This window comes from Pedobacter panaciterrae (assembly GCF_013204795.1).
GTDB lineage: Bacteria > Bacteroidota > Bacteroidia > Sphingobacteriales > Sphingobacteriaceae > Pedobacter > Pedobacter panaciterrae.
Map to the genome: position 1 here is coordinate 398,948 of NZ_JABMKW010000016.1, position 25,260 is coordinate 424,207.

The 25,260-nt window shown below is 38.8% G+C and carries 18 protein-coding genes; 6 read left to right on the plus strand and 12 right to left on the minus strand.

Features of this window, described 5'->3' with window-relative positions; all coding sequences use genetic code 11:
• Positions 1–3 precede the first annotated feature (3 nt).
• The 8 genes from HQN86_RS09655 to HQN86_RS09690 all read right to left on the minus strand — a co-directional run bounded on the left by HQN86_RS09655 (position 4) and on the right by HQN86_RS09690 (position 12,401).
• Positions 4–630 carry a class I SAM-dependent methyltransferase gene (locus tag HQN86_RS09655; RefSeq protein ID WP_172660781.1) on the minus strand — a complete coding sequence of 209 codons (627 nt, stop codon included), beginning with the start codon at positions 628–630 and terminating at the stop codon, positions 4–6.
• A gap of 35 nt (positions 631–665) precedes the next feature.
• Positions 666–2,252: a CotH kinase family protein gene (locus HQN86_RS09660; RefSeq protein WP_172660782.1), complete on the minus strand. Its 1,587-nt coding sequence runs from the start codon at positions 2,250–2,252 to the stop codon at positions 666–668.
• 80 nt (positions 2,253–2,332) lie between these two features.
• Positions 2,333–3,259: a TIGR01777 family oxidoreductase gene (locus HQN86_RS09665; protein ID WP_172660783.1), complete on the minus strand. Its 927-nt coding sequence runs from the start codon at positions 3,257–3,259 to the stop codon at positions 2,333–2,335.
• A gap of 5 nt (positions 3,260–3,264) precedes the next feature.
• Positions 3,265–4,086, minus strand: coding sequence for a thiol-disulfide oxidoreductase DCC family protein (locus HQN86_RS09670; RefSeq protein WP_172660784.1), 822 nt, complete (start codon positions 4,084–4,086; stop codon positions 3,265–3,267).
• A gap of 276 nt (positions 4,087–4,362) precedes the next feature.
• Entirely contained in the window at positions 4,363–4,902 is a 540-nt protein-coding gene (locus HQN86_RS09675; RefSeq protein ID WP_172660785.1) for a tetratricopeptide repeat protein, read from the minus strand.
• Positions 4,903–4,933: 31 nt separating this feature from the next.
• Positions 4,934–6,841, minus strand: coding sequence for a 1,4-alpha-glucan branching protein GlgB (gene glgB, locus HQN86_RS09680; RefSeq protein ID WP_172660786.1), 1,908 nt, complete (start codon positions 6,839–6,841; stop codon positions 4,934–4,936).
• The gene (locus tag HQN86_RS09685; protein ID WP_172660787.1) at positions 6,841–9,297 is read right to left on the minus strand and encodes a glycoside hydrolase family 31 protein; all 2,457 of its coding nucleotides are present in this window, start codon (positions 9,295–9,297) and stop codon (positions 6,841–6,843) included. Before HQN86_RS09685 ends, glgB begins: the two co-directional genes overlap by 1 nt.
• A 203-nt stretch (positions 9,298–9,500) precedes the next feature.
• Entirely contained in the window at positions 9,501–12,401 is a 2,901-nt protein-coding gene (locus HQN86_RS09690; protein WP_172660788.1) for a TonB-dependent receptor, read from the minus strand.
• A 210-nt stretch (positions 12,402–12,611) separates the two neighbouring features.
• Between HQN86_RS09690 and HQN86_RS09695 the strand changes: the two genes are divergently transcribed.
• From HQN86_RS09695 to HQN86_RS09705, 3 genes are read left to right on the plus strand one after another with little or no spacing between them, the layout of a single operon-like run.
• Complete coding sequence (locus HQN86_RS09695) at positions 12,612–15,053, plus strand: penicillin acylase family protein (RefSeq protein WP_317171686.1); 2,442 nt, start codon at positions 12,612–12,614, stop codon at positions 15,051–15,053.
• A 4-nt stretch (positions 15,054–15,057) separates the two neighbouring features.
• A complete protein-coding gene (locus HQN86_RS09700) occupies positions 15,058–15,408 on the plus strand; it encodes a hypothetical protein (protein WP_172660789.1) in 351 nt (116 codons plus the stop codon).
• Between the two features lie 29 nt (positions 15,409–15,437).
• Positions 15,438–16,421 carry a LuxE/PaaK family acyltransferase gene (locus tag HQN86_RS09705; protein WP_317171687.1) on the plus strand — a complete coding sequence of 328 codons (984 nt, stop codon included), beginning with the start codon at positions 15,438–15,440 and terminating at the stop codon, positions 16,419–16,421.
• Between the two features lie 8 nt (positions 16,422–16,429).
• On the opposite strand, the gene tyrS is transcribed toward HQN86_RS09705, so the two are convergent.
• Positions 16,430–17,716 (minus strand): tyrosine--tRNA ligase, encoded by a 1,287-nt coding sequence (tyrS, locus tag HQN86_RS09710; protein ID WP_172660791.1) that lies wholly within the window; start codon positions 17,714–17,716, stop codon positions 16,430–16,432.
• Positions 17,717–17,820: 104 nt separating this feature from the next.
• On the opposite strand from tyrS, the gene HQN86_RS09715 reads away from it, so the two are divergent.
• The 3 genes from HQN86_RS09715 (at position 17,821) to dapA (ending at position 21,483) form a co-directional block, all read left to right on the plus strand.
• Positions 17,821–18,507 carry an ACP phosphodiesterase gene (locus tag HQN86_RS09715; RefSeq protein ID WP_172660792.1) on the plus strand — a complete coding sequence of 229 codons (687 nt, stop codon included), beginning with the start codon at positions 17,821–17,823 and terminating at the stop codon, positions 18,505–18,507.
• 71 nt (positions 18,508–18,578) lie between these two features.
• On the plus strand, positions 18,579–20,591 hold the full coding sequence (ligA, locus tag HQN86_RS09720) for an NAD-dependent DNA ligase LigA (RefSeq protein ID WP_172660793.1): 2,013 nt from the start codon (positions 18,579–18,581) through the stop codon (positions 20,589–20,591).
• 10 nt (positions 20,592–20,601) lie between these two features.
• Positions 20,602–21,483 (plus strand): 4-hydroxy-tetrahydrodipicolinate synthase, encoded by an 882-nt coding sequence (dapA, locus tag HQN86_RS09725; protein ID WP_172660794.1) that lies wholly within the window; start codon positions 20,602–20,604, stop codon positions 21,481–21,483.
• Between the two features lie 189 nt (positions 21,484–21,672).
• On the opposite strand, the gene HQN86_RS09730 is transcribed toward dapA, so the two are convergent.
• From HQN86_RS09730 to ftsZ, 3 genes are all read right to left on the minus strand, one after another.
• Positions 21,673–21,849 carry a hypothetical protein gene (locus HQN86_RS09730; protein ID WP_048904203.1) on the minus strand — a complete coding sequence of 59 codons (177 nt, stop codon included), beginning with the start codon at positions 21,847–21,849 and terminating at the stop codon, positions 21,673–21,675.
• Between the two features lie 259 nt (positions 21,850–22,108).
• Positions 22,109–23,350 carry an aminotransferase class I/II-fold pyridoxal phosphate-dependent enzyme gene (locus HQN86_RS09735; RefSeq protein WP_172660795.1) on the minus strand — a complete coding sequence of 414 codons (1,242 nt, stop codon included), beginning with the start codon at positions 23,348–23,350 and terminating at the stop codon, positions 22,109–22,111.
• Positions 23,351–23,509: 159 nt separating this feature from the next.
• Positions 23,510–25,144, minus strand: a complete 1,635-nt coding sequence (ftsZ, locus tag HQN86_RS09740) for a cell division protein FtsZ (RefSeq protein WP_172660796.1) — start codon at positions 25,142–25,144, stop codon at positions 23,510–23,512.
• Between the last annotated feature and the right edge of the window lie 116 nt (positions 25,145–25,260).

The following is a 25,260-nucleotide window of genomic DNA, read 5'->3' on the forward strand; positions in this document are numbered from 1 at the left end:
TGATTAGGATTTCTTGAACAAGATGGTTAAAATTCTTGGAATATCTGTTCTGTTATTGTCATCAAAATACTCCTCAACATCAACCAATGTCAGTCCATGCTTTTTACCAGCCTGAATAAAATCTGATATATTATGGTTAAAACAATCTACAATCTGCTTACCCTCTTCTGTGTCAAATCTGGCTTTAGTACCAGTGTATTGCTTAAAAGGATGCAATTCACCGATGTACACATACCCCTCAGGATTTAAAGATTTAGATACCTGATTAAAAACATAATCCAGATTATCGATGTGTTCCAATATTAAACTAAAAGTTACCAGATCGTATAAGCCATCTCTGAAATTCCAGCGGGCAGTAATATCTGCCTGTTTAAACTCAACCCTGTTAGATGTTATTTTATCTTTTGCTCTGGCCAGCATTTGATCTGAAAGATCAACCGCTGTAATCATGGCGGCTTTTCCAATCAGCCATTCTGTATTTTTCCCTGTTCCACAACCAATCTCCAAAACTTTATTAAATGGAACACGGGCAAGGCATAACTTTAAAGCCAAACCCTCCAGATCTCTTGTTTTATTATCGTTAGTATCGTATTGTGCAGCCCAGATGTTATAAGCTTGTTTAGTATTCATAAAGCAAAAATAATAAAAATCCCCTTTTTCTTAAGCTATTGATATTCGCTGCTGTTGAATTTCGCATCCAGCCAGTCAATATGCCTTGTCAGGAAATTTTTCAGATACGCAACTTCTCCTTCGTACGACCCCGATACCTGGAGCTCTAAATATGACTGTTTCTTTAAGATATCCCATGTGGTAAAATTCCTGACCTGCGAAACCGCAAGCTTCTTGGCAAGCGGTATTGTTGCATCAGGCAATGTTTTTATTTTGGCTTTAAGCTCGTTCCATCGTTCTCTTATTCTCTGCCTGAAGGCGCGATCCTCCATTAATCTTTTAAACCATATCTTAGGCTCAAAGGCTGAATTAGACATTAGTCCGTTTACCTGATCGCCCAAACGGTTATCATTATTTGCCGCCTTATCAAAATCCCAAACCGGGCCAACATAAATCTTATCGTCGTTACGTTTTTTAAACATAAAGGTGCTCCTAAACGCATCCGGATTACCAATTACTTCATTTACAATATAAAAATCCACATAGCTATTTACATCAAAATACTTTCTGTAGCCATTTACCGGATCTGTAAAATCAGCCGAATACAAGGCGTCCTCCAATTGCTGGAAATGGTTTTTGATATAATCCTTTTGCTGCTGATTGATCTTATCTTCATCAGGATACTTAATTACAAAAGGCATATTCTTTTGTGTCTTAAAATATACTGGCTCGCCATCAGCAAAAAGATCCTGTTCTATCAGGTATCCTCCTGCAAGATCAGGCAAGGCGGTGGTACCATTAGGCTGCTCTTCAATATCAACCAGTCCCTTGCCTTCTTTAATCTGTTCGGTTAGCTGATAATTACCAATAAACAATCCGTTTAAATATACTTCAACATATCTCGAATTTGTAGTAAAAGCACGCCCCATATTTCTGCTCAGCATAAAAGCGAGTTCATTACGCATCAAAGTTTTGTCGGCATAATTAGCTAAAAGCACCCAGTTCTTACTTTCTGCCATACCCAGCAGACCTGCTTTTTTATCGAGTTTAATGCGATAAGGCTTTTTAGGCATATCATACCATGTCGAATTGCCTCTTCCCTTTATTTCCGTTTTACCTTCATAAACTACATCTTTAAAATTGCTCACTAACTTTAAGGAGCCCGTTACATAAGTATCCTTACTGGTTATAGGAACATTATTTGTGTTGATGTAAAGTGCCGCAATACCGTTGTCTGTAAACTTAACAACATATGTCTTTTTGGAATTGTCTTCAGCTACTACACTGTAACTTACCAAACGTGTAAAGTCATTAACGGTGGTATCGCTTTTCTGAGTTACTTCACCAATAACGATCTTTGCCCCATCGTAAGTAAATGATGGTATCAGCTTACTGATATCCGTTCCGGCAAATGCCCTGGCATATATGGTATCGCCTACAATCTCGCCGTTAACATCATTCACCAGAACATGGTTCTTCCTGGCACTAAAGCTAAAGGTTTTTAACTGCTTGTCGCTTTTTGGTATTACCGGCGGATCTTCATGCTTATTATCCTTTTTACAAGAAGAAATTACAAGCAGCACTGATACAACAAACATCCATCTGCACCAGTTTTTACCGGATTTTAAAGTTCTACAGGTCATAAGGCTTAATATATTTGGCTATTCAAGATAAAGATTATTTCTGATAACCACTCAGATATAGAACCCCTTATGAAACACCATTAGACCCTTATGCTCAAAATATCATGAATAGCATGTTTTGCATTAGGAAACTGAAATACAAAACCTGATTCAAGCAAACGATTTGGTACTACCCACCTGCTCTTTAAAACCAATTCTGTTTCTGAACCTATCAAAAGCATACCTATTTCCAATAACCACTGCGGACTAGGCAATCCAAATGGAATACCAAAAGCCTTACGGATCAAGCGCATCAGTTCTGTATTTTTAACTGCCAGCGGGGCGACACAATTAACCACACCCACAAGTCCTTCGTTATTCAATAACCATTCGGTACACCTGGCTACATCATGTTCATGAATCCATGAAACATATTGTTGTCCATCGCCCTGATGGCCGCCCAAACCGAATTTAACAAGGTTAAGCAGACGAGGGAACACGCTGTCATTTCTACCTAAAACAATGCCCATCCGCAATGCAACTTTAGGTGTTAAAGCTGTTTCTGTTTCAAAGAATGAAGCTTCCCATTGTTTACACACATCAATAGAAAAGCCATAACCAATTTCTCCCGTATATTCATCCTGTGAATGATCTTCCGCATGGCGATAAATTGTAGCAGAAGTTACATTGATCCAAAGTTTTGGAGGGTTAGCCATTTCGGCAATTACTTTATTTAACAATCTGGTGGGTACTGTTCTTGAGGCAATGATTTCTTCCCTATTCTTTTCATTATAACGGCAGTTTACATTTTTCCCGCAAAGATTGATCAGCATATCTGCATCCTTAAGCGTTTCGGTCCACTGCCCTTCAGTTCTTCCGTCCCATAAAACTGTTTCCACATTATCTTCAGCAGCTTTACTTTTTCTGCTGAGGATCACCACGTGCCTGGCAATGGTTTTATAGTAGTTAGCTAAAACACTACCCAGATAACCGTTACCTCCAGCCAGAACTATTTTTGCGTATTTCATATTCTTTAGATAAAGAGGATCAGTAAAAGAACAACTATTCTGTACAGCACCCAGGTTAAGGTAGGTATATATCCTAGTTTTAAAATACCCATTCGTCTAAAATGTTCCAGAAACATAATGCCGGCCACTCCCATAAAATAAGCAGCGTAAAAAAGTGCAGGCAATACCAAAAACTTAGCCATCAACAAAGCAGGTACCAGCAATAAAGATCCGGCAAAAGATATCGTCATCATATTACCCAGGTACTCCCACTTTTTATCCCATGCCATAATGCTTACCACAATTGCCTGAAAAACAATTTGTCCGCCACAAATAAAATACTCTCTATAGGTACTACCAACAGGCATTAGCTCTTTTAATAAACCCACATAATGTGTAAGTATAAAACTGGCCATAAACCAGGTGAATATTAAATATGCAATGCGATACCTCAATTTAAAAGTAGGCTGAATTGCAAAGCTATCTTCTGTAATTTCAGCAGGTATAATTACTTTTCTATTGTAAGATACAAAAGCGTATACCTTACTCATTATCCAGATAAAAGGTTTAAGAGAAAAGAGTGGCCCTAACAACGGGATTGAGTTTGCGAGCACTTTAAACAAACTGTTTATGCCGTATGTTACCTGCCCTGTTTCAGTATCAACCAGTGCAATTTCATTCACCGCCCGCTGCTGGTCTACATAAGGACAAACATTTTGAGGCATGTTCTGATAAGGTTGTGCTCCTGTCGGATCAAGCATTCCAACCTTAGTAAAACCTTTGGTATACAGCTTGCACATTGGGCATTCTGCATCAAAAAGGATCAAGTGGTTTTTTAAGCTTTTCATAGATCAAATGTAAGAACAAATTATTAAACTTTCAAAACTTATTGAAAGTTTAATCTTAAAACACACTTAAGAGTTCATAGATCTATCCATGAAACGCATTGACATAATGTGTAATGTTTATGTACAATTTTTTTTGCTATTGTTTTGCTTTCCTCTTGCTGAAGCAAACAAAAAGTAAAATTTACCCAAAAGAAAAGCAACGTATCAGCAAAATTTAAATTACGCCTATTGTAGTTCACGCACTATCCTGATCTAGGATATTCATTAATAATTGATTTACAGTTTACCTGAAAGTTCTTTCGCTTTTTGGTAATTCGGGGTACCTTGTGGGATTTTGGATAACCAAATTAAGGCCTCTTTTTTGTTGTCTTGTTTAATATAACTCAATGCCACATAATAGGCAGCATCGTATTTAAACGCTGACTCTCCTTCGTACAATTTCTTAAGTACGGTTCTTGCCTCATGTTCCTGGGAATTCTTTATCAGCGTAATAGAAAAATAATAAGAAAGCAGCGGATCCTGCGGGTTACTCATGTATTCTCTTTGCATGATCTTACGTGCAGCAGTATAGTCTCCTGCGTTATATAGTTCAGCCGCTTTATTAAGCACGCCGGCACTTTCACCACGCTCTGTTACCGACATTTGTTTGCTGATCTCATATTTATTATACAAGCCCGAAGACCATGGTGCCCAAATAAACAAGCCAACACCTAAAACCACAACTATACCAATCCATAGGACAAAAGATTTATAGTTCGCTTTCTTAAGAGGGGTTTCTGCATGTTTACCTTCTTCTGAAAAATGTATATTGGCCATTGAGGGGTTATAATAAAATACTGAAATAAGATTATTTAGCTTGCTTTAAAACCAGTGCGCCCAATGGAGGAATATTTAAAGAAATAGAATACTCCCTTCCATGGCAGTTCTCTTTTAATGGCAGCAACACTGCTTCATTCAACTTTCCACTTCCAAAAAACTCCTCGGCATCCGTATTGAATATTTCTTTCCATTTAGCCTTAAACGGCAAACCTACAAGATAATTCTCACGGAAAACAGGAGTAAGATTCAGGATCACAATAAGTGTGTCTTTTGCTTTTAGACCTTTCCTAAGGTAAATGTAAACCGAATGCTGGGCATCATCGGCATTGATCCATTCAAAGCCCTCATGCGAAAAGCTGTGCTCATATAGCGCCGGTTCAGATTTGTATAGTTTATTGATGGCCCTAACGGTTTTCTGCATTCCCAAATGAGGAGGATGCTGCAACAGATGCCAATCTAACGAGTTCTTAAAATCCCATTCGTGTGTTTGAGCAAACTCATTACCCATAAAAAGTAACTTGGTACCCGGTTGGGTAAACATATATGCATATAGCACACGCAGGTTGGCAAATTTTTGCCACTCATCGCCTGGCATCTTATAAATCATTGAAGATTTGCCATGCACTACCTCATCATGAGAAAAAGGCAGCATAAAATTTTCACTAAAGGCGTAAGTAATGCTAAAAGTGAGTTGATGATGATGGTATTTTCTGTTAAGCGGATCGTTTTTAAAGTATTTTAACGTATCATTCATCCAGCCCATCATCCATTTCATTCCAAAACCCAGTCCGCCGGCAAACACAGGATGTGTTACCCCCGGATAAGTACTGCTTTCTTCTGCGATGGTATGGACACCTTCAAAGGAGCCATACACAGCTTCATTAAGGTCTTTAAGGAATAATGTTGCACCAAGGTTCTCGCTGCCCCCAAACTCGTTGGTAGCTGCTTCTTCGGCCTTTCTGGAGAAATCAAAATAGAGCATCGATGCCACCGCATCTACACGTAATCCATCAGCGTGGAATTTATCTAACCAGTACATTGCATTACTGATCAGGAAAGACCGTACTTCATTTCTGTCGTAATTAAAGATGTATGATTTCCAATCGGGATGAAAGCCTTTGCGCATATCGGCATGCTCATACAAATGGGTACCATCAAATTTGAAAAGCCCATGAGCATCGCCGGGAAAATGCGAAGGAACCCAGTCCAGTATCACACCGATATTGTTTTTATGCAGTTCTTCTATCAAAAACATTAACTCCTGCGGAGTTCCATGCCTGGAGCTTGCTGCAAAATAACCTGTAATCTGGTACCCCCATGATGGGTAATATGGATACTCCATAATAGGCATCAGCTCTACATGGGTAAAGCCCATATCTAATACATAAGGCACCAGGCTTACTGCTATTTCTTTGTAGGTTAATACCCTTTTTGGTTCTGATGGGTCGCGCTGCCATGAGCCAAGATGTACTTCATAAACCGACATAGGTGTATTCAGTGCATTTGCTTTTGGGCGCTTATTGAGCCATGTTTTATCTTTCCAGGTATAATCTGTATCCCATACAATAGAAGCAGTTCTTGGTGGATGCTCCCATTTGGTAGCAAAGGGATCGCCTTTTTCTATATCGCTGCCATCAAAACCTTTAATGGCGTATTTATAAACTTCGCCTTTGCCAATGTTCGGGATAAAACCCTCCCATATACCAGAAGAATCTAACCGCCTGTTAAGCTGGTGCGATGTTTTGTTCCATTGGTTAAAATTTCCGGTAACATTTACTGCCTGGGCATTAGGTGCCCAGACAGCAAAGTAAGTTCCTTCCGTTTTATTGTGTTGTATTAGGTGTGCACCAAATTTCTCATACAACCGAAAATGCTTGCCTGAAATAAATAATGAGATATCAAAATCGCTAAATAAACTGTAGGCAAGCACTTCCATTAATTATAGATTTTTATTGTGGTGAAATTTTTATTTGATTTAAAACGCAAGCAATTACGCTCATCCAATGTATAATCGGCGACTTCATGATCATCAACCGTGATCTTATTGACGTTGAACGGCAAGCCAACAATGTTGTAATTGTACAACTCGTAATTAGGTGTATACAACCCACTTCTCGACTGCTCAATAGTTAACGCATACTGCGTTCCTTTAACACTGAATTTTTTCTCTGAGTAAATGTCCTGCTCATAAGCAAATGTATCACCATGATCTTCGTACAAGAACGAGTTCACTTCATAATCAGAAAAATAAACATTCAGCAATACCTCGTCAATGTCCTTTTCGCCAACATATTGCATTACAGGATATTCCGGAATTACGGAACCTGCTCTAACAAATAATGGCATATGATCTAATGGTGTAGCAATGCTATGCTCGCTCTCTCCGGTTAATACCTCATGCGTCCAGAAGTTATACCATTTTCCTTTTGGCAGATAAACCATACGGGATGCTGCACCTTGCTCTAAAACAGGGCAAACCAATATTTTATCACCAAATGTAAACTCATCCTGGCGGTAACCATTGCTGATGTTCTCTTGCTCAAGCATTACCAATGGTCTTAAAATTGGGAAACCATAACGGTGATGCTCCCAGAATACCGAATATAAATAAGGAAGCAACCTGTATCTTAATTCAATGTATGTTCTGTTAATGCTGGTATATGGTTCTCCGAAACTCCATGGTTCTCTTTCAGCTGTATCACCGGCAGAGTGTGCACGCATAAACGGAGAGAAGGTACCCAGTTGGATCCATCTGGTAAATAATTCCGGATCAGGCTCTCCACTGAAACCTCCTATATCGGTTCCGCAAAAAGGTACCCCTGAAACTGACATGCGCTGACATTGGATATTACCAATTTTTAAGTGTTCCCATGTAGCCACGTTATCACCGGTCCACACACAACCATAGCGCTGCATACCAGAATATCCCGCCCGGGTAATGGTAAACGGACGCTTATTACGCATTAGCTTTTTCAAGCCGTCGTAAGTTGAACGTACCATCTGCATACCATACACATTATGTGCTTTGCGATGCGAACCTCTATAACCATCATAGTTATGTCTTACATCGTTAGGGAATGTTCCTGAACCGAATACTGCCGGCTCGTTCATATCATTCCATACTCCTGCAACACCTATATCTACTAATTCTTTGTATAAGTTACCCCACCATTCTCTTACGGTTGGGTTGGTAAAATCAGGAAACTGGCATCTTCCCGGCCATACGTGGCCTTCCATAAAGTAGTCGTCGCTACGGCGACAGAAATAGTTGTTTTCCTTACCTTCTTTAAATACCCAGTAGTTATCATCGACTTTAATTCCCGGATCTATCATAACAACGGTTTTGAAACCATCGTTTGCAAGTTCCTTAATCATCCTTTTAGGATCAGGAAAGTGGCTTTTGTTCCAGGTAAAGCAACGGTAGCCATCCATATAATCGATATCCAGATAAATGGCATCGCATGGAATATTACGTGATCTAAAGCCTTCTGCTATTTCTTTAACCTTCTTTTCAGGATAGTAACTCCACCTACACTGGTGATAACCTAAGGCCCATTTCGGAGGCATTGGATGCGTTCCGGTTAGGGTCTGATATCTTTTTACCACGTCCATCATATGCGGGCCGTGGATGTAATAGTATTGTAATTCACCTCCATCTGCCCAGAAACTGGTTTTGGAGTTGTCTTCTCTTCCAAAATCGAAATAAGAACGGAAGGTATTATCGAAGAAAATACCGTAAGCCGCCTGCTCATTTACGCCAACATAAAATGGAATGGTACGGTACAATGGATCCTGATCCCATCCAAATGAGTATGCATCGGTATTCCAGTTTTGGAAATGACGCCCTCTAAGGTTCATGTTTCCTGATTTATCGCCAAGACCAAAGAAGTTCTCTTCCGACCCACACTTTTTAGTGGCATATACATAGTAACCACCAAATTCTATATTTTCTTCCCAGTGCATTGGTGTGGCATCTTCACTCATCACCTTCTGGTTCAGATTATCTGTGAAAGAGATGTGGAAATCGTCTTTTCTTACTTTACAGGTAACAGTATTGGTTGATATCGCATAATACTCTGGCAGTTCTTCGAATTTAAATGTGGTTACCTTTTGGTCTACCACCGGAACTGCATAAGAGAAATCATCCAGAAAAACACCATGTGGTGCCAGTCTAACTCTGATGATTTCGTCGCTTACCACTCTGATTTCAACTTTAGCATCCCCATCAGCAAAGAAAAATTTGTTTCCAACTGTGGTAACACTTTGTACCGGACTAAGATATTTTTTAACTATTGGTTTTATATCCGTTACCGGATTGTTTAAATGCTGAACTTGCTCCTCAACAATTTCCTTTGTGATTATATTATTTATTATTTCTTTATTTTCTTCCATGAAAAATCGCTTTAGTAAAAATTTGCCCCCCTTTTGATCATGTAATAGATCGTGTATTCTGTACATACTAAAGTGTTAAATTTTCTATTAAAACCAAAGGATTATTATTATATAAAAATATACGCATAAAAAAGGCCCTGACATTGCTGTCAGGGCTCTTTTATAAAACTAATTAATTGATGAAGAGCTGTGTTAATTTGATTTTATGGGTTAAATGTAAATCCTATGTAGTAAAGTGCGCCTACAGAAGGGTTACCATAAGAAGTAAAGTAATATTTATTTAATATGTTTGAGCCCCCAAGTTTAACCATTGATTTTACTGAAGGTATTTTTAAGTTAACCTGTGCATCAATTGTATTGAATGAAGGAACATCTCCTGAAGCAAATGATGAGTTCCAGTAAAACTTATCTTGCCAGCGGTAATTAACATTAAAACCAAAGTTTTTAATGATCTCTTTGTTACCAAGACCTAAATTATAACGAATCTCCGGAGTATTAAAATCATTAATATAATCTGTAGGAAGGTCGCCTAATTTGTTGTAAGATACGTTACCGCTTAAGTTATAACCGCCTATTAAATAATCCAAGCCCAATGCGCCTCCGTAAGAAGTTACTTTACCGGTTGCATTTACAGGTACTCCAAATTTAGAGAAGGAATTATCGTCGTTTTGCTGAAAAACATCCACTGCTGTAATGAAATTCTTATAAGTATTGTAGTAAGCATAGGCATCTATCAGGAATCTTGATCCTAACAATCCTTTATACCCTACTTCGTAGGCCTGCACGCTCTCAGGACGAACCCCTCTTGGATCAAAGTTGTATTGTTTTAGCAGAGCAGGATTAGGAGCACCAGCTGCTACAGAACCCAAGAACGCGCGATAACTTACATCAGTATAAGGAATATCTGTTGTAAGCATATGGTATTTCTCCAACATACTAGGTATACCACCAATAAGCCTTTGTAAACCACCTGCTACCGACAAATCTATGTACTGGTTTTGGGTTGTTGGATTCCGATAACCTGTTTGGTATGATACCCTGATGTTATTATCCGGAGCTACAGTAAGTACTCCTGATACTCTTGGTGTGAAACGGCCATCAAAGTTAGAGCTTTTATCATATCTGCCAGATACAGCCAGTTTGAATTTATCATCAAACATTTTTTTAGCGATCTGGGCAAATGCACCGTATTCATTTATATCAATTTTATCGGTAAGATCATCAAAAATAGTTCCCCCTGAACGCAATTGGTAAATCCGGTATGAACCTCCAACCTGTAATTCAACTACATTATTAAGTGCATTTGAGAAATTATACATACCCTCATAATGGTATAGATTGGTTTTATCGTCGAATTTAGCACCTGTTCCCGAAGCAATGGTACTGTTTACAATTTTATCTTTTGCAGCTTCAAACTGAGGGGTACCAGGCACAAAGCGTCCCTGATCGGCAACATTTCTTGCAGCTGCATGGGCTTGTGCATCAGTAATTCCCGGAGTGGTCAATTTTGCTCCTATGTATGTACTGATGTATTGAGGGTACCATGTTTGTGATGTTTTTGAAGCTTCGTTGATGAATGCTCCTAAAATAGAGGAGATATATGAATCACCCGAACGTTCTTGTGTGGTATAACCCCTTACAAAGAAATCCTGTCCTTTTAGTTCTAATTTGTATTGCCCGATGCTAAAGTTACGCAATGAGTAACGATCTGAACCGGTATATACCGAAGTACCCGTTCCCCAGTTTATCTGGGCAATACCTTCTATTGTAGGTGTAAATCTGTAGTGTAACGATCCGGAAGTTTTAAGCGATTGGGTATTGTAATCTACCAGTGCATTTTCATTATAACCGGTCCTTGTTACTTCCTGATTTGGAAGAATGGTTTGATTTTTAAGCCCGAAATAGAATGGCAGATACTGACCAGATACTGCAGGGCGCAATGGAGCCGGAACATTTGCATTTATAAAGTTCAGGTAGGCAGGATAGCTTGTTCCTGCAGGAAGATTATCAAGGACCGTTTTTGGATTAAACGCTCCACCAGATGCAGCTAAGATACCCGCCCGTATAGTAGGCTCAATGCTTTGCTGAACTATACTTCTCATATTTTGCGAGCTTTCATCACCATAAACGTTTATACCATCATAAGCCGGATCTGAAGCCCTATCGCCTGCTTTAAAAGCGCGGCCATTGCGATCAAAGTTGCTATAGTTATCTGCCTGCCAGTCTTTTGCCTGAAGGAACGAGAAAGTAGCTTTTACAGCGAACTTATTATTCCAGGCTTTTGCCAAACGTACATCCAACTGGTTATACTGCTGATTTCCGGTATTGTTATCATTTACATGATTAATTCCCGACTTATAAGAAAAGCTGGCTCCCTGGTAATCAAAAGGGCTTTTTGAGGTCATAAGCATGGTACCGCTGATACCGCCCGCACCATATAGCGCTGAAGATGCTCCCGGCAGTAACTCTACGTTATCCAGATCAAGATCTGAAATACCAATAATATTTCCTACAGAGAAATTTAATCCTGGTGCCTGATTGTCCATTCCATCAACAAGCTGATTAAAACGGGTATTGCCATTAGAGTTAAATCCTCTGGTGTTTATTGATTTAAAAGTTAAACTCTGTGCACTGATCTCAACACCTTTCATATTGGTTAGGGCGTCATAAAATGAGGGAGCAGAAAGTTCTTTTAATACGGCAGGGCCCATACGCTCTACAGACACCGGAGATTCAAGAATTCGCTCCGGAGTTCTGGATGCAGAGATAACCACCTCCTGACCTAAAACGGTAGCAGTTTCTATCTCAAAGTCCAGATTCGAAGTATTTCCTGTAACTTCTTTCTCAATTGAAGCGTATCCAACATAAGAAATAACGATTGTAAATGGAGCGGCTTGCTTAACGGTAAGTGTGTATTTACCACTCATATTAGTGGCTGTGGCTATTGTAGTTCCTTTGACAGTAATCCCAACACCTGGTATTGGTTCCTTAGTGGCTTTATCGGAAACAGACCCACTAATGGTTACATTTTGAGCCTGCGCTACCAAACCGGTAATACATAGCAATAAAAATGCAAAGATTGCTTTGGTAAAAATTTTATTCATGCAGTTAATTTATATAAGGTTAATTTATTATAAATATAATACATTAATTTAATTTTCCAAATCCAATTTTGATGAATATTTCATTGCCAAAATCGGATTTTGATTGCAATTGATTTAACTTTTATGTTAACTTGCAAAGTCAATTTAAATTCAAAGGAAGTAGTAATCAAATACTTTCATTTATGTTTTAGATGTGCCTTTAACTGAGCTATGATGAATAAAATAAAAGCCCTCATTTGCATTGTTATCCCAATACTATTAACATATGCTCTCAATACAAAATTTGGCGATACCCCTCCTCTTCTGAAATTCCTGAATCCCTTTACCGGTTTTTGGCAAAACGCAGAAAAAAATACAGTAAATCCAAATAGAAAAATTACCCTAAAAGCTACTTATCAGAATGTTGATATCGCATTCGACGACAGGATGATTCCGCATATTTTTGCGCAAAACGATCACGATGTTTATTATGCTCAGGGTTACGTAACAGCAATGCATCGTTTATGGCAAATGGACTTTCAAACCCGTTTTGCTGCCGGCCGCATCTCTGAAGTGGTAGGGAAAAAGGCCATAGAACTTGATAAATATCAACGTAGGATGGGTATGGTTTATGGCGCTGAGAAATCTCTGGAAGGAATGATGACCGACCCGAAATCAAAAGAAATGATACTGGCATATACCGCTGGTATAAACGACTATATACATTCTTTAACGCAGGCCAAACTACCCATTGAATATAAATTATTGGATTTTAAACCTGAAGACTGGACTCCTTTAAAATGCGCATTACTGCTAAAACAGATGTCGGCAGTATTGGCAATGGGCTCCGATGAGTTTTATATGACCAATATCAGAAAGAAGTTTGGCACTGATGTGGTTAAAGATTTATTTCCTGACTACCCTTTCAAAGAAGATCCGATTATTCCTGCTGGTACCAAATGGGATTTTGATCCACTGCCCGTTCCTACTCCGCCTGCTGATGCATTAAAGGAAATGACAACCGGAAATATAGAAACCAAACAAAAAGAAGAAGGAATTGGAAGTAATAACTGGGCCATATCAGGTGCAAAAACAAAATCCGGCTACCCTATTTTAGCAAACGACCCTCACCTTGATTTAACCCTTCCTTCTATCTGGTACCAGATTCAACTTCATGCTCCAGGTCTAAACAGCTATGGCGTATCATTACCGGGAGCACCGGGAGTAATTATAGGCTTTAACCAAAATATTGCCTGGGGAGTTACCAATGTAGCCGCAGATGTGCTGGATTTTTATGAGATCAAATTCAAAGACAATACCCATAAAAGCTATTGGTATAATAATGAGTGGAAAAATACCACAACCCGACTTGAAAAGATCCTGATAAGGGGTAGCAAAGCTGAAATAGACACCGTTTATTATACGCACCAAGGTCCGGTAGTTTATCTTCAGAAGCCAGAAAAGTTTTCTAAGGCTCAAAATATTCCTATCGGAAATGCACTAAGGTGGATTGCTCATGATAAATCTAATGAGCTTAAAACTTTCTATTTGCTAAATCGCGGCAAGAACTACAACGATTACCGCAAAGCACTTACTTATTATACGGCTCCGGCACAAAACTTTGTATTCGCTTCGGTTGATAATGATATTGCCATTACCGCAAATGGCAAGTTCCCACTAAAATGGAAAGATCAGGGTAAATTTATTATGGATGGTTCTGATCCTAAAAATGATTGGCAAGGATGGATTCCTGCTTCTCAAAACCCAACTGTTAAGAACCCTCCAAGAAACTTTGTTAGTTCGGCCAATCAATCATCTACCGATCAAACTTACCCTTATTACATTAACTGGGAATTTAGTCCGTATGAACGGGCGAAACGCATAAACGACAGGTTAACAGTAATGACTAACGCTACTGCCGACAGCATCAGAACGATGCAGACCGACACTTACAGCATCCATGCCCAAAATATCTTACCCGCTATTTTACCTTTGGTAGATGGCAGCAAGTTAAACGCCACACAAAAAGAAGGGTTCTCTTTAGTGTCTGCCTGGAATAAACATTACGATGCAAAAGAAGTTGCAGCAAGTATTTTTGATCTGTGGACCAAACGCATTCAATACAATATCTGGGATGATGAATTTAGTATTGACGGTGTTCCAATGCGCTATCCTTCCAGAGACAGAACCGTACAACTGATTTTAACACAGCCAGATTCCAAATGGGTCGATAACATTAAGACACCAGAGAAAGAAACGTTAAGTGATCTTGTAAATGAGGCCTTTAAGTATTCATGCGATAGCCTGGAACGTAAATACGGGCCTATTGGCGAAAGATGGCAATGGGCCAACTTTAAGCATAGCAATGTTCCGCATCTGGCAAAAATACCGGGTTTCGGCTCTAAAACATTAATGATTGGTGGTGGTAAAATGACCATAGATGCATTAAGCGAAAGCAATGGCCCCTCGTGGCGAATGGTTGTTGAATTAGGAAAAACACCTAAAGGACATGGCGTTTTCCCGGGCGGACAATCGGGCAACCCTGGCAGTAAATTCTACGACAATATGATCGACACCTGGGCTAACGGCGAGCTGTATGACCTTTTCTTTATGCAATCTGTTGATGACCCATCGGCCAAAATAATCTCTAAATTAAAAATATCCAAAAAATAGCATCATGGTATTTATTGTAATTTTAATAGCCTCTTATTTACTTCAAATGGTTTTGCCCTGGTGGATAATCGTAGTGATTTCATTTGCAACATGCGGTTTAATTGGTAAAACAGGAAAGATATCTTTATGGTCGCCTTTTTTTGCGATCCTGCTCTTGTGGACAGGAATGGCTTTATTTAAAAGCTTACCTAACAACAATGTTTTAGCATTAAGGGTAGCAGGAATGCTTGGTGTAAGTTCATGGATATTGGTGCTGGCATTGAGCGCTATGCTTGGTGCATTTATAGCGGGAGTAAGCGGTTTTTGTGGTTATCATTTCAGAAAAGCTGTTCTAACCAAGAAAACCAATTCTTAATTAAAACTTTGTTGTGTATTTTTGCACACGTGAAAGATTTAACCCGGCAAATTTTCTCTATTGAGACTAAAGAACAGTTTGAAAAAGCATCCCTTGAAGTATTTAAACATCAGGCAAAAAATTGTTCAGTGTATTGCGAATACATATCTCATTTAAGGATTAAGCCTGAGGAGATATCTTCATCAGATCGTATTCCTTACTTGCCGATCAGCTTTTTTAAAAGTCATGAGGTACTAAGTTCTGCTGACGAAACTGAGATTATTTTTAGCAGTTCAGGCACTACAGGTATGTTGCAAAGCAGACATTTGGTTACCGATGTTAAAGTATACGAACAAAGCTTTAACCTTGCTTTTGAGCAGTTTTACAGCAAACCCGAACAAACTTGTTTCCTTGCGCTACTGCCTTCTTATCTGGAACGGGATGGGTCGTCTTTAATCTACATGGTTGATGCGCTGCTAAAGCAGAGCAAACATAAAGACAGTGGTTACTTCTTGCACAATCATGATGATTTGTTCCAAAAACTAAAAGAGCTGCAAGCCTCTGGCCAGAAAACCATTCTAATTGGTGTTACTTATGCCCTGCTTGATTTTGTTGAGCAGTACAAAATAGATTTCCCCGAACTGATTGTAATGGAAACAGGTGGTATGAAAGGCAAAAGGAAAGAAATGGTGAGAGAAGAATTACACGAAATACTTCAGAATGGCTTTGGCGTTAGTGCCATCCATAGCGAATATGGCATGACTGAACTTTTATCGCAAGCCTATTCTTATGGAAATGGAGTGTTTAATTGTCCTCCCTGGATGAAGATTAACCTTAGGGATACCAATGATCCTTTAAGTCTGATCGCAAACAACAAAACAGGAGGAATCAATGTTATCGATCTTGCAAACATCAATTCCTGTTCTTTTATAGCGACCCAGGATCTGGGCCGCGTATTTGAAGATGGATCTTTTGAGGTTCTAGGCCGTTTTGACAATGCTGATATCAGAGGCTGCAACCTGTTGGTAAATTAGCTTTCTGATTATTTAGCTATTATCAGATAATAGTTCTTTTTACCTTTTTGAACGATAATAAATTGATCATTCAATAGGTTTTCAGCATTAAAAACAGCCTGAGCATCACCAACCTTTTCTTTATTTACAGATACTCCGCCACCTTGTATCAATTTCTTCGCTTCGCCTTTAGAAGCAAAAACGCTCGATTTTTCGGCAAGCAATGTAGCGGCGTCAATTCCTTGTTCAAGTTCCGATTTTGAAATTTCAAATTGAGGGATACCTTCAAATATTTCTAAAACCTGTGTTTCATTTAAAGTTTTGAAAAACTCCAAAGAACCATTACCAAATAAAAATTCAGAGGTTTTAATTGCAGTTTCCAATGCCTCAACAGAATGTGTTCTGATGGTTATATCCTCGGCCAATGCTTTTTGAAGAACGCGCAAATGTGGCGCAGTGTCGTGCTCTGCCTCAAGGCTTTCTATTTCTTCTTGCGATTTAAGCGTAAAAATTCTGATCCATTTTTTAGTATCATCATCAGAAGCATTAAGCCAAAACTGATAGAATTTGTAAGGCGACGTTTTTGCTGCATCTAACCATACCGCCCCGCTTTCAGTTTTACCAAACTTAGTACCATCAGCTTTTTTGATCAGATTGGTAGTCACTGCAAATGCAGTACCGCCATCTTTCCTTCTGATGAGTTCTGTTCCGGTAACAATATTGCCCCATTGATCTGAACCACCCATTTGCACCAGGCAATTGTGGTGTTTCCACAAATAGTAAAAGTCATAACCCTGAATCAGCTGGTAGCAGAATTCGGTAAAAGAAAGTCCCGAATCACCTTCCAGTCTTCTTTTAACACTATCTTTTGCCATCATATAGTTTACAGTAATGTGTTTACCTACATCTCTGATAAAAGTAAACAGGTTCATGTCCTTGAACCAGTCATTATTGTTCACCATCACTGCACCATTACCTGCCGCTTCGAATTTCAAAAACTTAGAAAGCTGTTTTTTCATTCCGGCTAGATTATGTTCTACTGTGGCCTCGGTTTGAAGATTTCTTTCGTCAGATTTACCTGAAGGATCACCTACCATGCCGGTAGCTCCGCCTACTAGTGCATATGGCTTATGGCCGGCACGTTGAAAATGAATAAGCGTCATGATCTGAGTTAAATGTCCTACATGCAGTGAATCAGCAGTAGGGTCAAATCCTATATAACCTGAGGTCATTCCTTCATTCAATTTATCTTCAGTACCCGGCATGATGTCCTGTAACATGCCTCTCCAGCGTAGCTCTTCAACGAAATTGGTCATTCTTATATCCTTTTGCCGCAAATATAGGAAAACCTATGTTATCCTTTAAATTCAATACGCCTCAAAAACGCTTAAACTGAACAAAATTAGCTACTTTTAGGGCAATGAACTTTTTGTCGCATTTTTATTTTGAAAGAGACAATCATGATGCAAACATGGTAATCGGAGTTGTTTTGCCAGATTTTGTAAAGAATGCACAGAAAGACAGCAACTTATATCCGCTAAAAGAAAAACATCTTTTTGAATCTGATGCTGATGAAAATTCTATCCTTATTGGATGGGGCCGACACATTGCAGTAGATGCTGTTTTTCATTCATCGGAGTTTTTTAAATTACATACCAACACCTTAAAACAGATCATCTTACCGGCACTTAAAGATAGCCCTGTTAAGCCTTTTTTCCTAGCTCATATTGGTCTTGAGCTAGTGCTAGATCATTTGCTAACCATCCATGGAACAGTAAACATTAATACTTTTTACGAGCAGTTAGGCCAGGCCAATAAACAAGCAATAGATTCTTTTCTGAAAAAAAGTGGTGTACCAGACACAACGGTATTCTTTAAATTCCTGAACAGCTTTATTTCCAGCAGATACCTGTTTAGTTACCAGAAGATCGAGAACATCTCTTATGCCCTGAACCGCATTTGTATGCGTTTGTGGGACAGCCCATTTACAGAACCACAACTTGCATTATTAACAGATAAACTCTCTGTTTTTAAGACCAGTATTGAAGATGATTACATGTCTATATTCAGCGATGTGGAGCAACATTTAAACACCGGTAACCACTAGAATCCTCAACATCAAAAATATTTCATATAAATCTCAATTAGCTCCTAAAGCTAATTTGTATCTTCGCTTCTATGTCACTATTTGATATAAAAGATAAAATGGATGCATTGGTTAAGGAGCTTAACCAACACAGTTACAATTATTATGTATTGGCAATGCCTACCATTGCAGATTACGAGTTCGACAAAAAACTTGAGGAACTTGGCAAGCTGGAAAAGGAGCATCCGGAATTTGCAGATCCCGACTCTCCTACCCTGAAAGTTGGAGGCGAAATAACCAAAACATTTACCACTGTAAAGCACAGGTGGCCAATGCTTTCATTGGGCAACACTTATAACGAACAAGATCTTCGTGATTTTGATGAGCGGGTAAGAAAAACCATTGGCGAAAGTTTTGAATACGTTTGTGAACTTAAATTTGACGGACTTTCTATTAGCCTGACCTATGAAGACACCAGGCTTGTAAGAGCAGTTACCCGCGGAGACGGAACCAAAGGCGATGATGTAACCACCAATGTTAAAACCATTAACAATATCCCTCATAAATTAAAAAATGAAGAAGTACCGCCTCTGTTCGAGATCAGAGGTGAAATCTTTATGCACCGTGCTGCTTTTGAGCGCCTAAATAAGGAACGCGAAGAGCTTGGGGAGATCCAATATGCCAACCCAAGAAATTTTGCCGCAGGAACCGTAAAAATGCAGGACTCAAAAGAAGTAGCCAGACGCCCTCTTGACTGCTTCCTGTACTCACTAAATACCGATAAAAATTATTTTAAAACACATTGGGAAAGCCTGCAGACTTTAAAAAGCTGGGGATTCAACGTAAGTACCAATTCCAAACTGGCTAGCAACATTGACGATGTATTGTTGTTCATTAAGCATTGGGAAACCGAGCGTTTTAAACTATCATATGACATTGATGGCATTGTAATTAAAGTGAACAGCTATGCACAGCAACAGGAACTGGGCTTTACAGCTAAATCTCCACGTTGGGCCATTTCATTTAAATTCAAAGCAGAAGAAGTAGAGACCATACTGGAAAAGGTAACCTATCAGGTGGGCCGCACAGGTGCTGTTACTCCTGTAGCAAATTTAAAACCGGTGCAACTTGCCGGCACTACTGTAAAGAGGGCCACCCTGCACAATGCAAATGAGATTGAAAGATTGGATTTGCATGAGGGAGATAGTGTGTTCGTAGAAAAAGGCGGAGAGATTATCCCTAAAATAATTAATGTGAACCTGGATAAACGCAAAGCCGGTGCACCTAAAATTATTTACCCTTCAGTTTGCCCTGAATGCCAATCGACCCTGATTAGAAAAGAAGGTGAAGTTGCCTACTACTGCCCTAATGATGAAGCTTGTCCGCCACAAATTGTAGGCAAGATCCAACATTTTATTGGCAGAAAAGCAATGAATATAGACGGTCTTGGCGACGAAACCATAGAAACATTTTATCAAAAGGGATTAGTAAAACACATCAGCGATCTATATACACTTCATGAAAAAGCGGAAGAACTGAAAACCTTAGACCGCTTTGGAGAACGTTCCATCGAAAATATGCTTAAAGGTATTGAGGAGTCTAAACAGATGCCTTTTGAAAAAGTATTGTTCGGATTGGGTATCAGGTATGTAGGCGAAACTGTAGCCAAAAAATTAGCTTTCGGCGCTAAAGACATCGAGAAATTATCGACAGCCAGTCTCGAAGAACTAACCGCAATAGATGAAATCGGACAGCGCATTGCAGAAAGTATCATTGAATATTTTGGAAATCCGGAACATTTACATCAAATTGGGCTTTTAAAATCCTACGGACTTCAATTTGAAGCTATAGAAAATGAAATTGCTTTACAAAGTGACAAATTAACTGGAAAAACATTTGTAATTTCGGGCGTTTTTGAAAATTATAGCAGAGAAGAACTTAAGGATCTGATAGAAAGCAATGGTGGCAAAATCTTAAGCGGCATTTCGGCCAAGCTTAATTATTTGCTTGCCGGCGACAATATGGGTCCGTCTAAACTGGATAAAGCGAAAAAACTAAATGTACCACTGATTTCAGAGGGTGATTTATTAGAGATGTTGAAATAATAACTAAACAATGAACAAATTTCATGGAACGGGTGTAGCACTGGTTACACCATTTAATGCAGATGGGTCAGTAGATTTTGACGGGTTGAAAAACCTGATCAACTACCTGATCGAAGGAAAGGTAGAATACCTGGTATCATTAGGTACAACAGGAGAAGCATCAACACTCAATAAGGACGAAAAAAAGAAGATCTGGGAATTTACAGCAGAAATAAATAATGGCCGTTTACCACTAATTGCCGGTATTGGCGGCAACGACACCAATGTTATAGCGCAAAACATAAAAGATTTTGAAGTAAGTGGTTACGACGCCATTTTATCTGCCAGCCCATACTATAATAAACCAACTCAGGAAGGCATTTACCAACACTATAAAGCACTTAGTGAGTCTAGCTCACTACCAATTTTGTTGTATAACGTACCAGGACGCACAGGAAGCAATATCAGCGCCGAAACGACCTGTCGCCTTGCTACAGATTTAAAGAACATCATTGCCATTAAAGAAGCTTCTGGAAACTTTGATCAGTTTAATCAGATCATGAGAGATAAACCAGCCGACTTTATGTTAATTTCCGGCGATGATCCTGTTGCAATGCCAATGATATCGTTAGGTGCCGTGGGTGTAATTTCTGTAATTGGAAACGCATTGCCAAAGCAACTGTCTGACATGATCAGATTATGCCTTGCTGGTGATTTTGCTAAAGCACTTCCGCTGCATCTTAGCTTAATCGAGTTTACCAGATTAATGTTTGTAGAAGGCAATCCGGCAGGCGCAAAAGCTGCCTTAAAACATTTTGGTGTATGTGATGATAACCTTAGACTTCCTTTGGTTAAGGTATCTCCTGCTATACGTGAGGCAATCATTGCCGAATCGAAAAAGATTACAGCTTAGTATTAAGTTGTACCACCATCGTCATCCTGAATTTATTTCAGGATCCTGGATTAGAAAGTCAGACCAGCGAGTGCGGGATCCTGAAATAAATTCAGGATGACGGAAAGTTTTAAAATATTATACAATAAAAAAAGCGTCGCGATAATTCGGGACGCTTTTTTTATTCATCAAAACAAAAATAAAGTGGTTCTAACCTTTATTTTTTGTTTCTTGAATCTCCAAACGAATCGTTTGAGCTAAGTTCTTAAGATCTTGCATACCTTTACGTACACGAGTACCTGCAGCGCTGTTCGCCTTGTTGTAGAATTTGTCGGCATCAGCTTCTAAAGCTGCTACAAGCTCTTTTACTTCATTAAATTTTTTCATCGTTAATTTACTCCTTTTAGGTTTTTAAGGTTTTGATTAATACTCTATTACTAAAGTAAGATGTTTATTTTACAAAAAAAACTTTTGGATTAATAAAAAAGTGCCTAAAACACTGTTTTTTTCCACATTATAGGGGGTTATGCACAATTAATCCGCCAAAAAACAAATTATCCAGTTGAAAATCAGATAATTACAAAACAACACAACATAAAAAAGCCCCTCCAATATACTTAGAGGGGCTTTTTTTATTGAATGAATTTTATGCTATTGAGAATTGATTCTCTTTATAGTATCCGCTTTTCAATTTATCTGAAACCTCGCTAAAGGCATCTAATGTACGCTGTACGTCTTCCATTGTATGAACAGCTGTTGGTATTAACCTCAACTCAATAAGTCCTTTAGGGATTACAGGATACACTACAATAGAACAGAATATTCCGTAATTCTCTCGCAGGTCCATTGTAAGCGCAGTAGCCTCCAATAGCTCACCTTTCAAGAACACCGGGGTAACCATTGTATTTGTTACACCTAAATCGAATCCACGCTCCCTAAGTCCTTTCTGCAAGGTAGTAGCAACATTCCATAGTTTCTCTCTAAGCTCCGGGTTGTTCTTTAACAGTTCCAGTCTTTTTAACAAACCAATAACCATTGGCATAGGTAACGCTTTGGCAAAAGTCTGAGAACGCATATTGTAACGGAAGAAATTAGTCATCTCTTCTGTTGATGCAACAAATGCTCCAATACCAGCCATAGATTTAGCAAAAGTACCAAAGTAGACATCAACCCCATCAATACAGTTTTGCTCTTCATGAGTACCCGCACCTGTAGGTCCCATAGTACCAAAACCATGTGCATCATCAATTAATAAACGGAAGTTGAATTCTTTTTTAAGGTCAACAAGTTCCTTTAATTTTCCTTGCGCGCCCGACATACCAAAAACACCTTCAGTAATTACCAATATACCGCCACCGCTTTGTTCAACCAGCTTAGTTGCTCTTTCAAGCTGTTTGCGTGCGCTATCAATGTCGTTATGTTTGTACACAAAACGCTTACCCATGTGTAAACGTAATCCGTCAATAATACATGCATGAGATTCAGCATCATATACAATAACATCATTCCTATCCACAAGACTATCAATGATAGAAACCATTCCCTGATACCCGTAATTTAATAAGAAAGCGTCTGGTTTACCCACAAATGCCGCAAGCTCCTGCTCCAGTTGTTCATGGTATTTAGAGTTTCCCGACATCATGCGGGCACCCATTGGATAAGCCATTCCAAATTCTGCAGCACCTTTTAAATCAGCTTCCCTTACTTCAGGGTGATTGGCCAAACCTAAATAGTTATTTAAACTCCATACCAGATGCTCTTTACCGCGAAAGTTCATGTGAGGGGCAATATCACCCTCTAATTTAGGAAATGAGAAATATCCATGTGACCATTTGTGATGTTGCCCGATCGGGCCCATATGCTTTGCTATCTTTTCAAAAATATCCAATGTTATATGTATTAAGTTTTTTTATATTTTTTGCAAATTTAAGGTTAATATGACTGATACGCAACATCAGCATTTACCAAAGGCTAATACGCTATTATTATGCCAAAAAAGCCTTAACATATTTATTGTTAAGGCTTTCTATTTTTTTTATGTTAATAATTAATCAACGTTGTCATGAAGGAATGAGTTATTAGGTCTGATTTCAGTAGATCCATCTTCATCATTACTTAAAGTAAATCTTGAAACCTGAGACTCAGATGAGTGCTGAACCTGTTGCAACTGCATTTGCTTACGTTTGTAAGCTGGCTCATTCTCTAACTCCTGCAAACCATTGCTGGTTCTTAATTTCATGCTCAGATCTTTTAATCTTAAGATTCTTTCTTTCGATTTTTTAAGCTGATCTTCTATTGACTCATCATTTTTGTCATCATCCAATCCTGCTTCCTGAACATCTTCTCTATGAGCTTCAACATCATTATTAAATACTGATGCCGGGGTTTCAAATACAAAATCAGTTTCTGCAAGCTTAATTTCGAATTCAAAGCCAGATGACTCTTGTTGAGTTTCCTGAGCAGGTTCTTCTTCAATTAAGGTATGTCTTACCACTGTATTTTCAGGCTCATCAGTTTTTCTGGCTTTATTGATATTAAATAAATCACCGAAAAGATCTGATTGCTTTATTTCTTCTTTGGCTTTCATAACCGGCTCCTGAGCAGGAACGTCAGCTTTAGGTTGTATGAAAGAATTGACAGGCTCTACCGGACGCACCATAGGTGCTTCTTCTGGAGTTAATAAAGAGATCTTTTTAACGTTCTTTTTATCTTCTTCACGCTGTTCTTTAGTTTGGAAGCCGGTAGCAATAATGGTTACAGATAATCTTTCACCAAGGTTTTCATCAATACAGTTACCCCAGATCAAATCAGCAGAAAGACCTGCTTTATCCTGGATATAATCAGTGATGATCGTTACCTCGTCCATTGTTACTTCCTGTACTCCTGAACTGATATTTAATAGGATATATCTTGCACCTTCAATCTCATTGTCTTTCAACAATGGAGAAGCCAAAGCACCTTCAACAGCATTTAATGCTCTGTTTTCGCCTTCGCATGCAAAACTACCCATTATAGATACACCGCTATCTTTCATAACAGTACGCACATCTTTAAAATCCACGTTGATGTATCCAGGTACAGTTATAATCTCGGCAATTCCTTTTGCAGCAGTTGTTAAAATATCATCTGCCTGAGCAAATGCTGAACCCAAAGTAAGGTTACCGAATATTTCGCGCAATCTGTCGTTAGAAATAACCAGGTAAGAATCTACATATTTTTTTAGTTCATCTAAACCATCGTTAGCCTGCATTTTACGTCTTTTACCTTCAAAGGAGAAAGGCGTAGTAATAATAGCTACCGTTAAAATATCTAATTCTTTTGCAGCTTTAGCTATGATCGGGCTGGCGCCTGTTCCGGTACCTCCACCCATTCCTGCCGTAATGAACAACATTTTTGTAGTGTTGCCCAGCATCTGCTTAATATCATCTATATTCTCTATGGCTGAATTTTTACCAACTTCAGGAATAGAGCCTGCACCCATACCTTCAGTTAAACTTGCACCAAGTTGAACCTTATTAGGAATAGGACTAAACTCCAAAGCCTGCGCATCAGTATTACAAATGATAAAGTCAACACCTGTAATTCCAGAACGGTACATATGGTTTACCGCATTACCTCCACCGCCACCAACACCAATTACCTTGATGATTGACGACTTATCTTTTAACATTTCAAACTGCATATCTTTATGAATCAGTTATTTAAAAATTCGTTTTTCCTGTTCATCTCTCTATGTAATATTAACACTTTTTTAACAGGCGTTTTCCACAACTGTTAAGAATGTGGAAAAATCGTGTT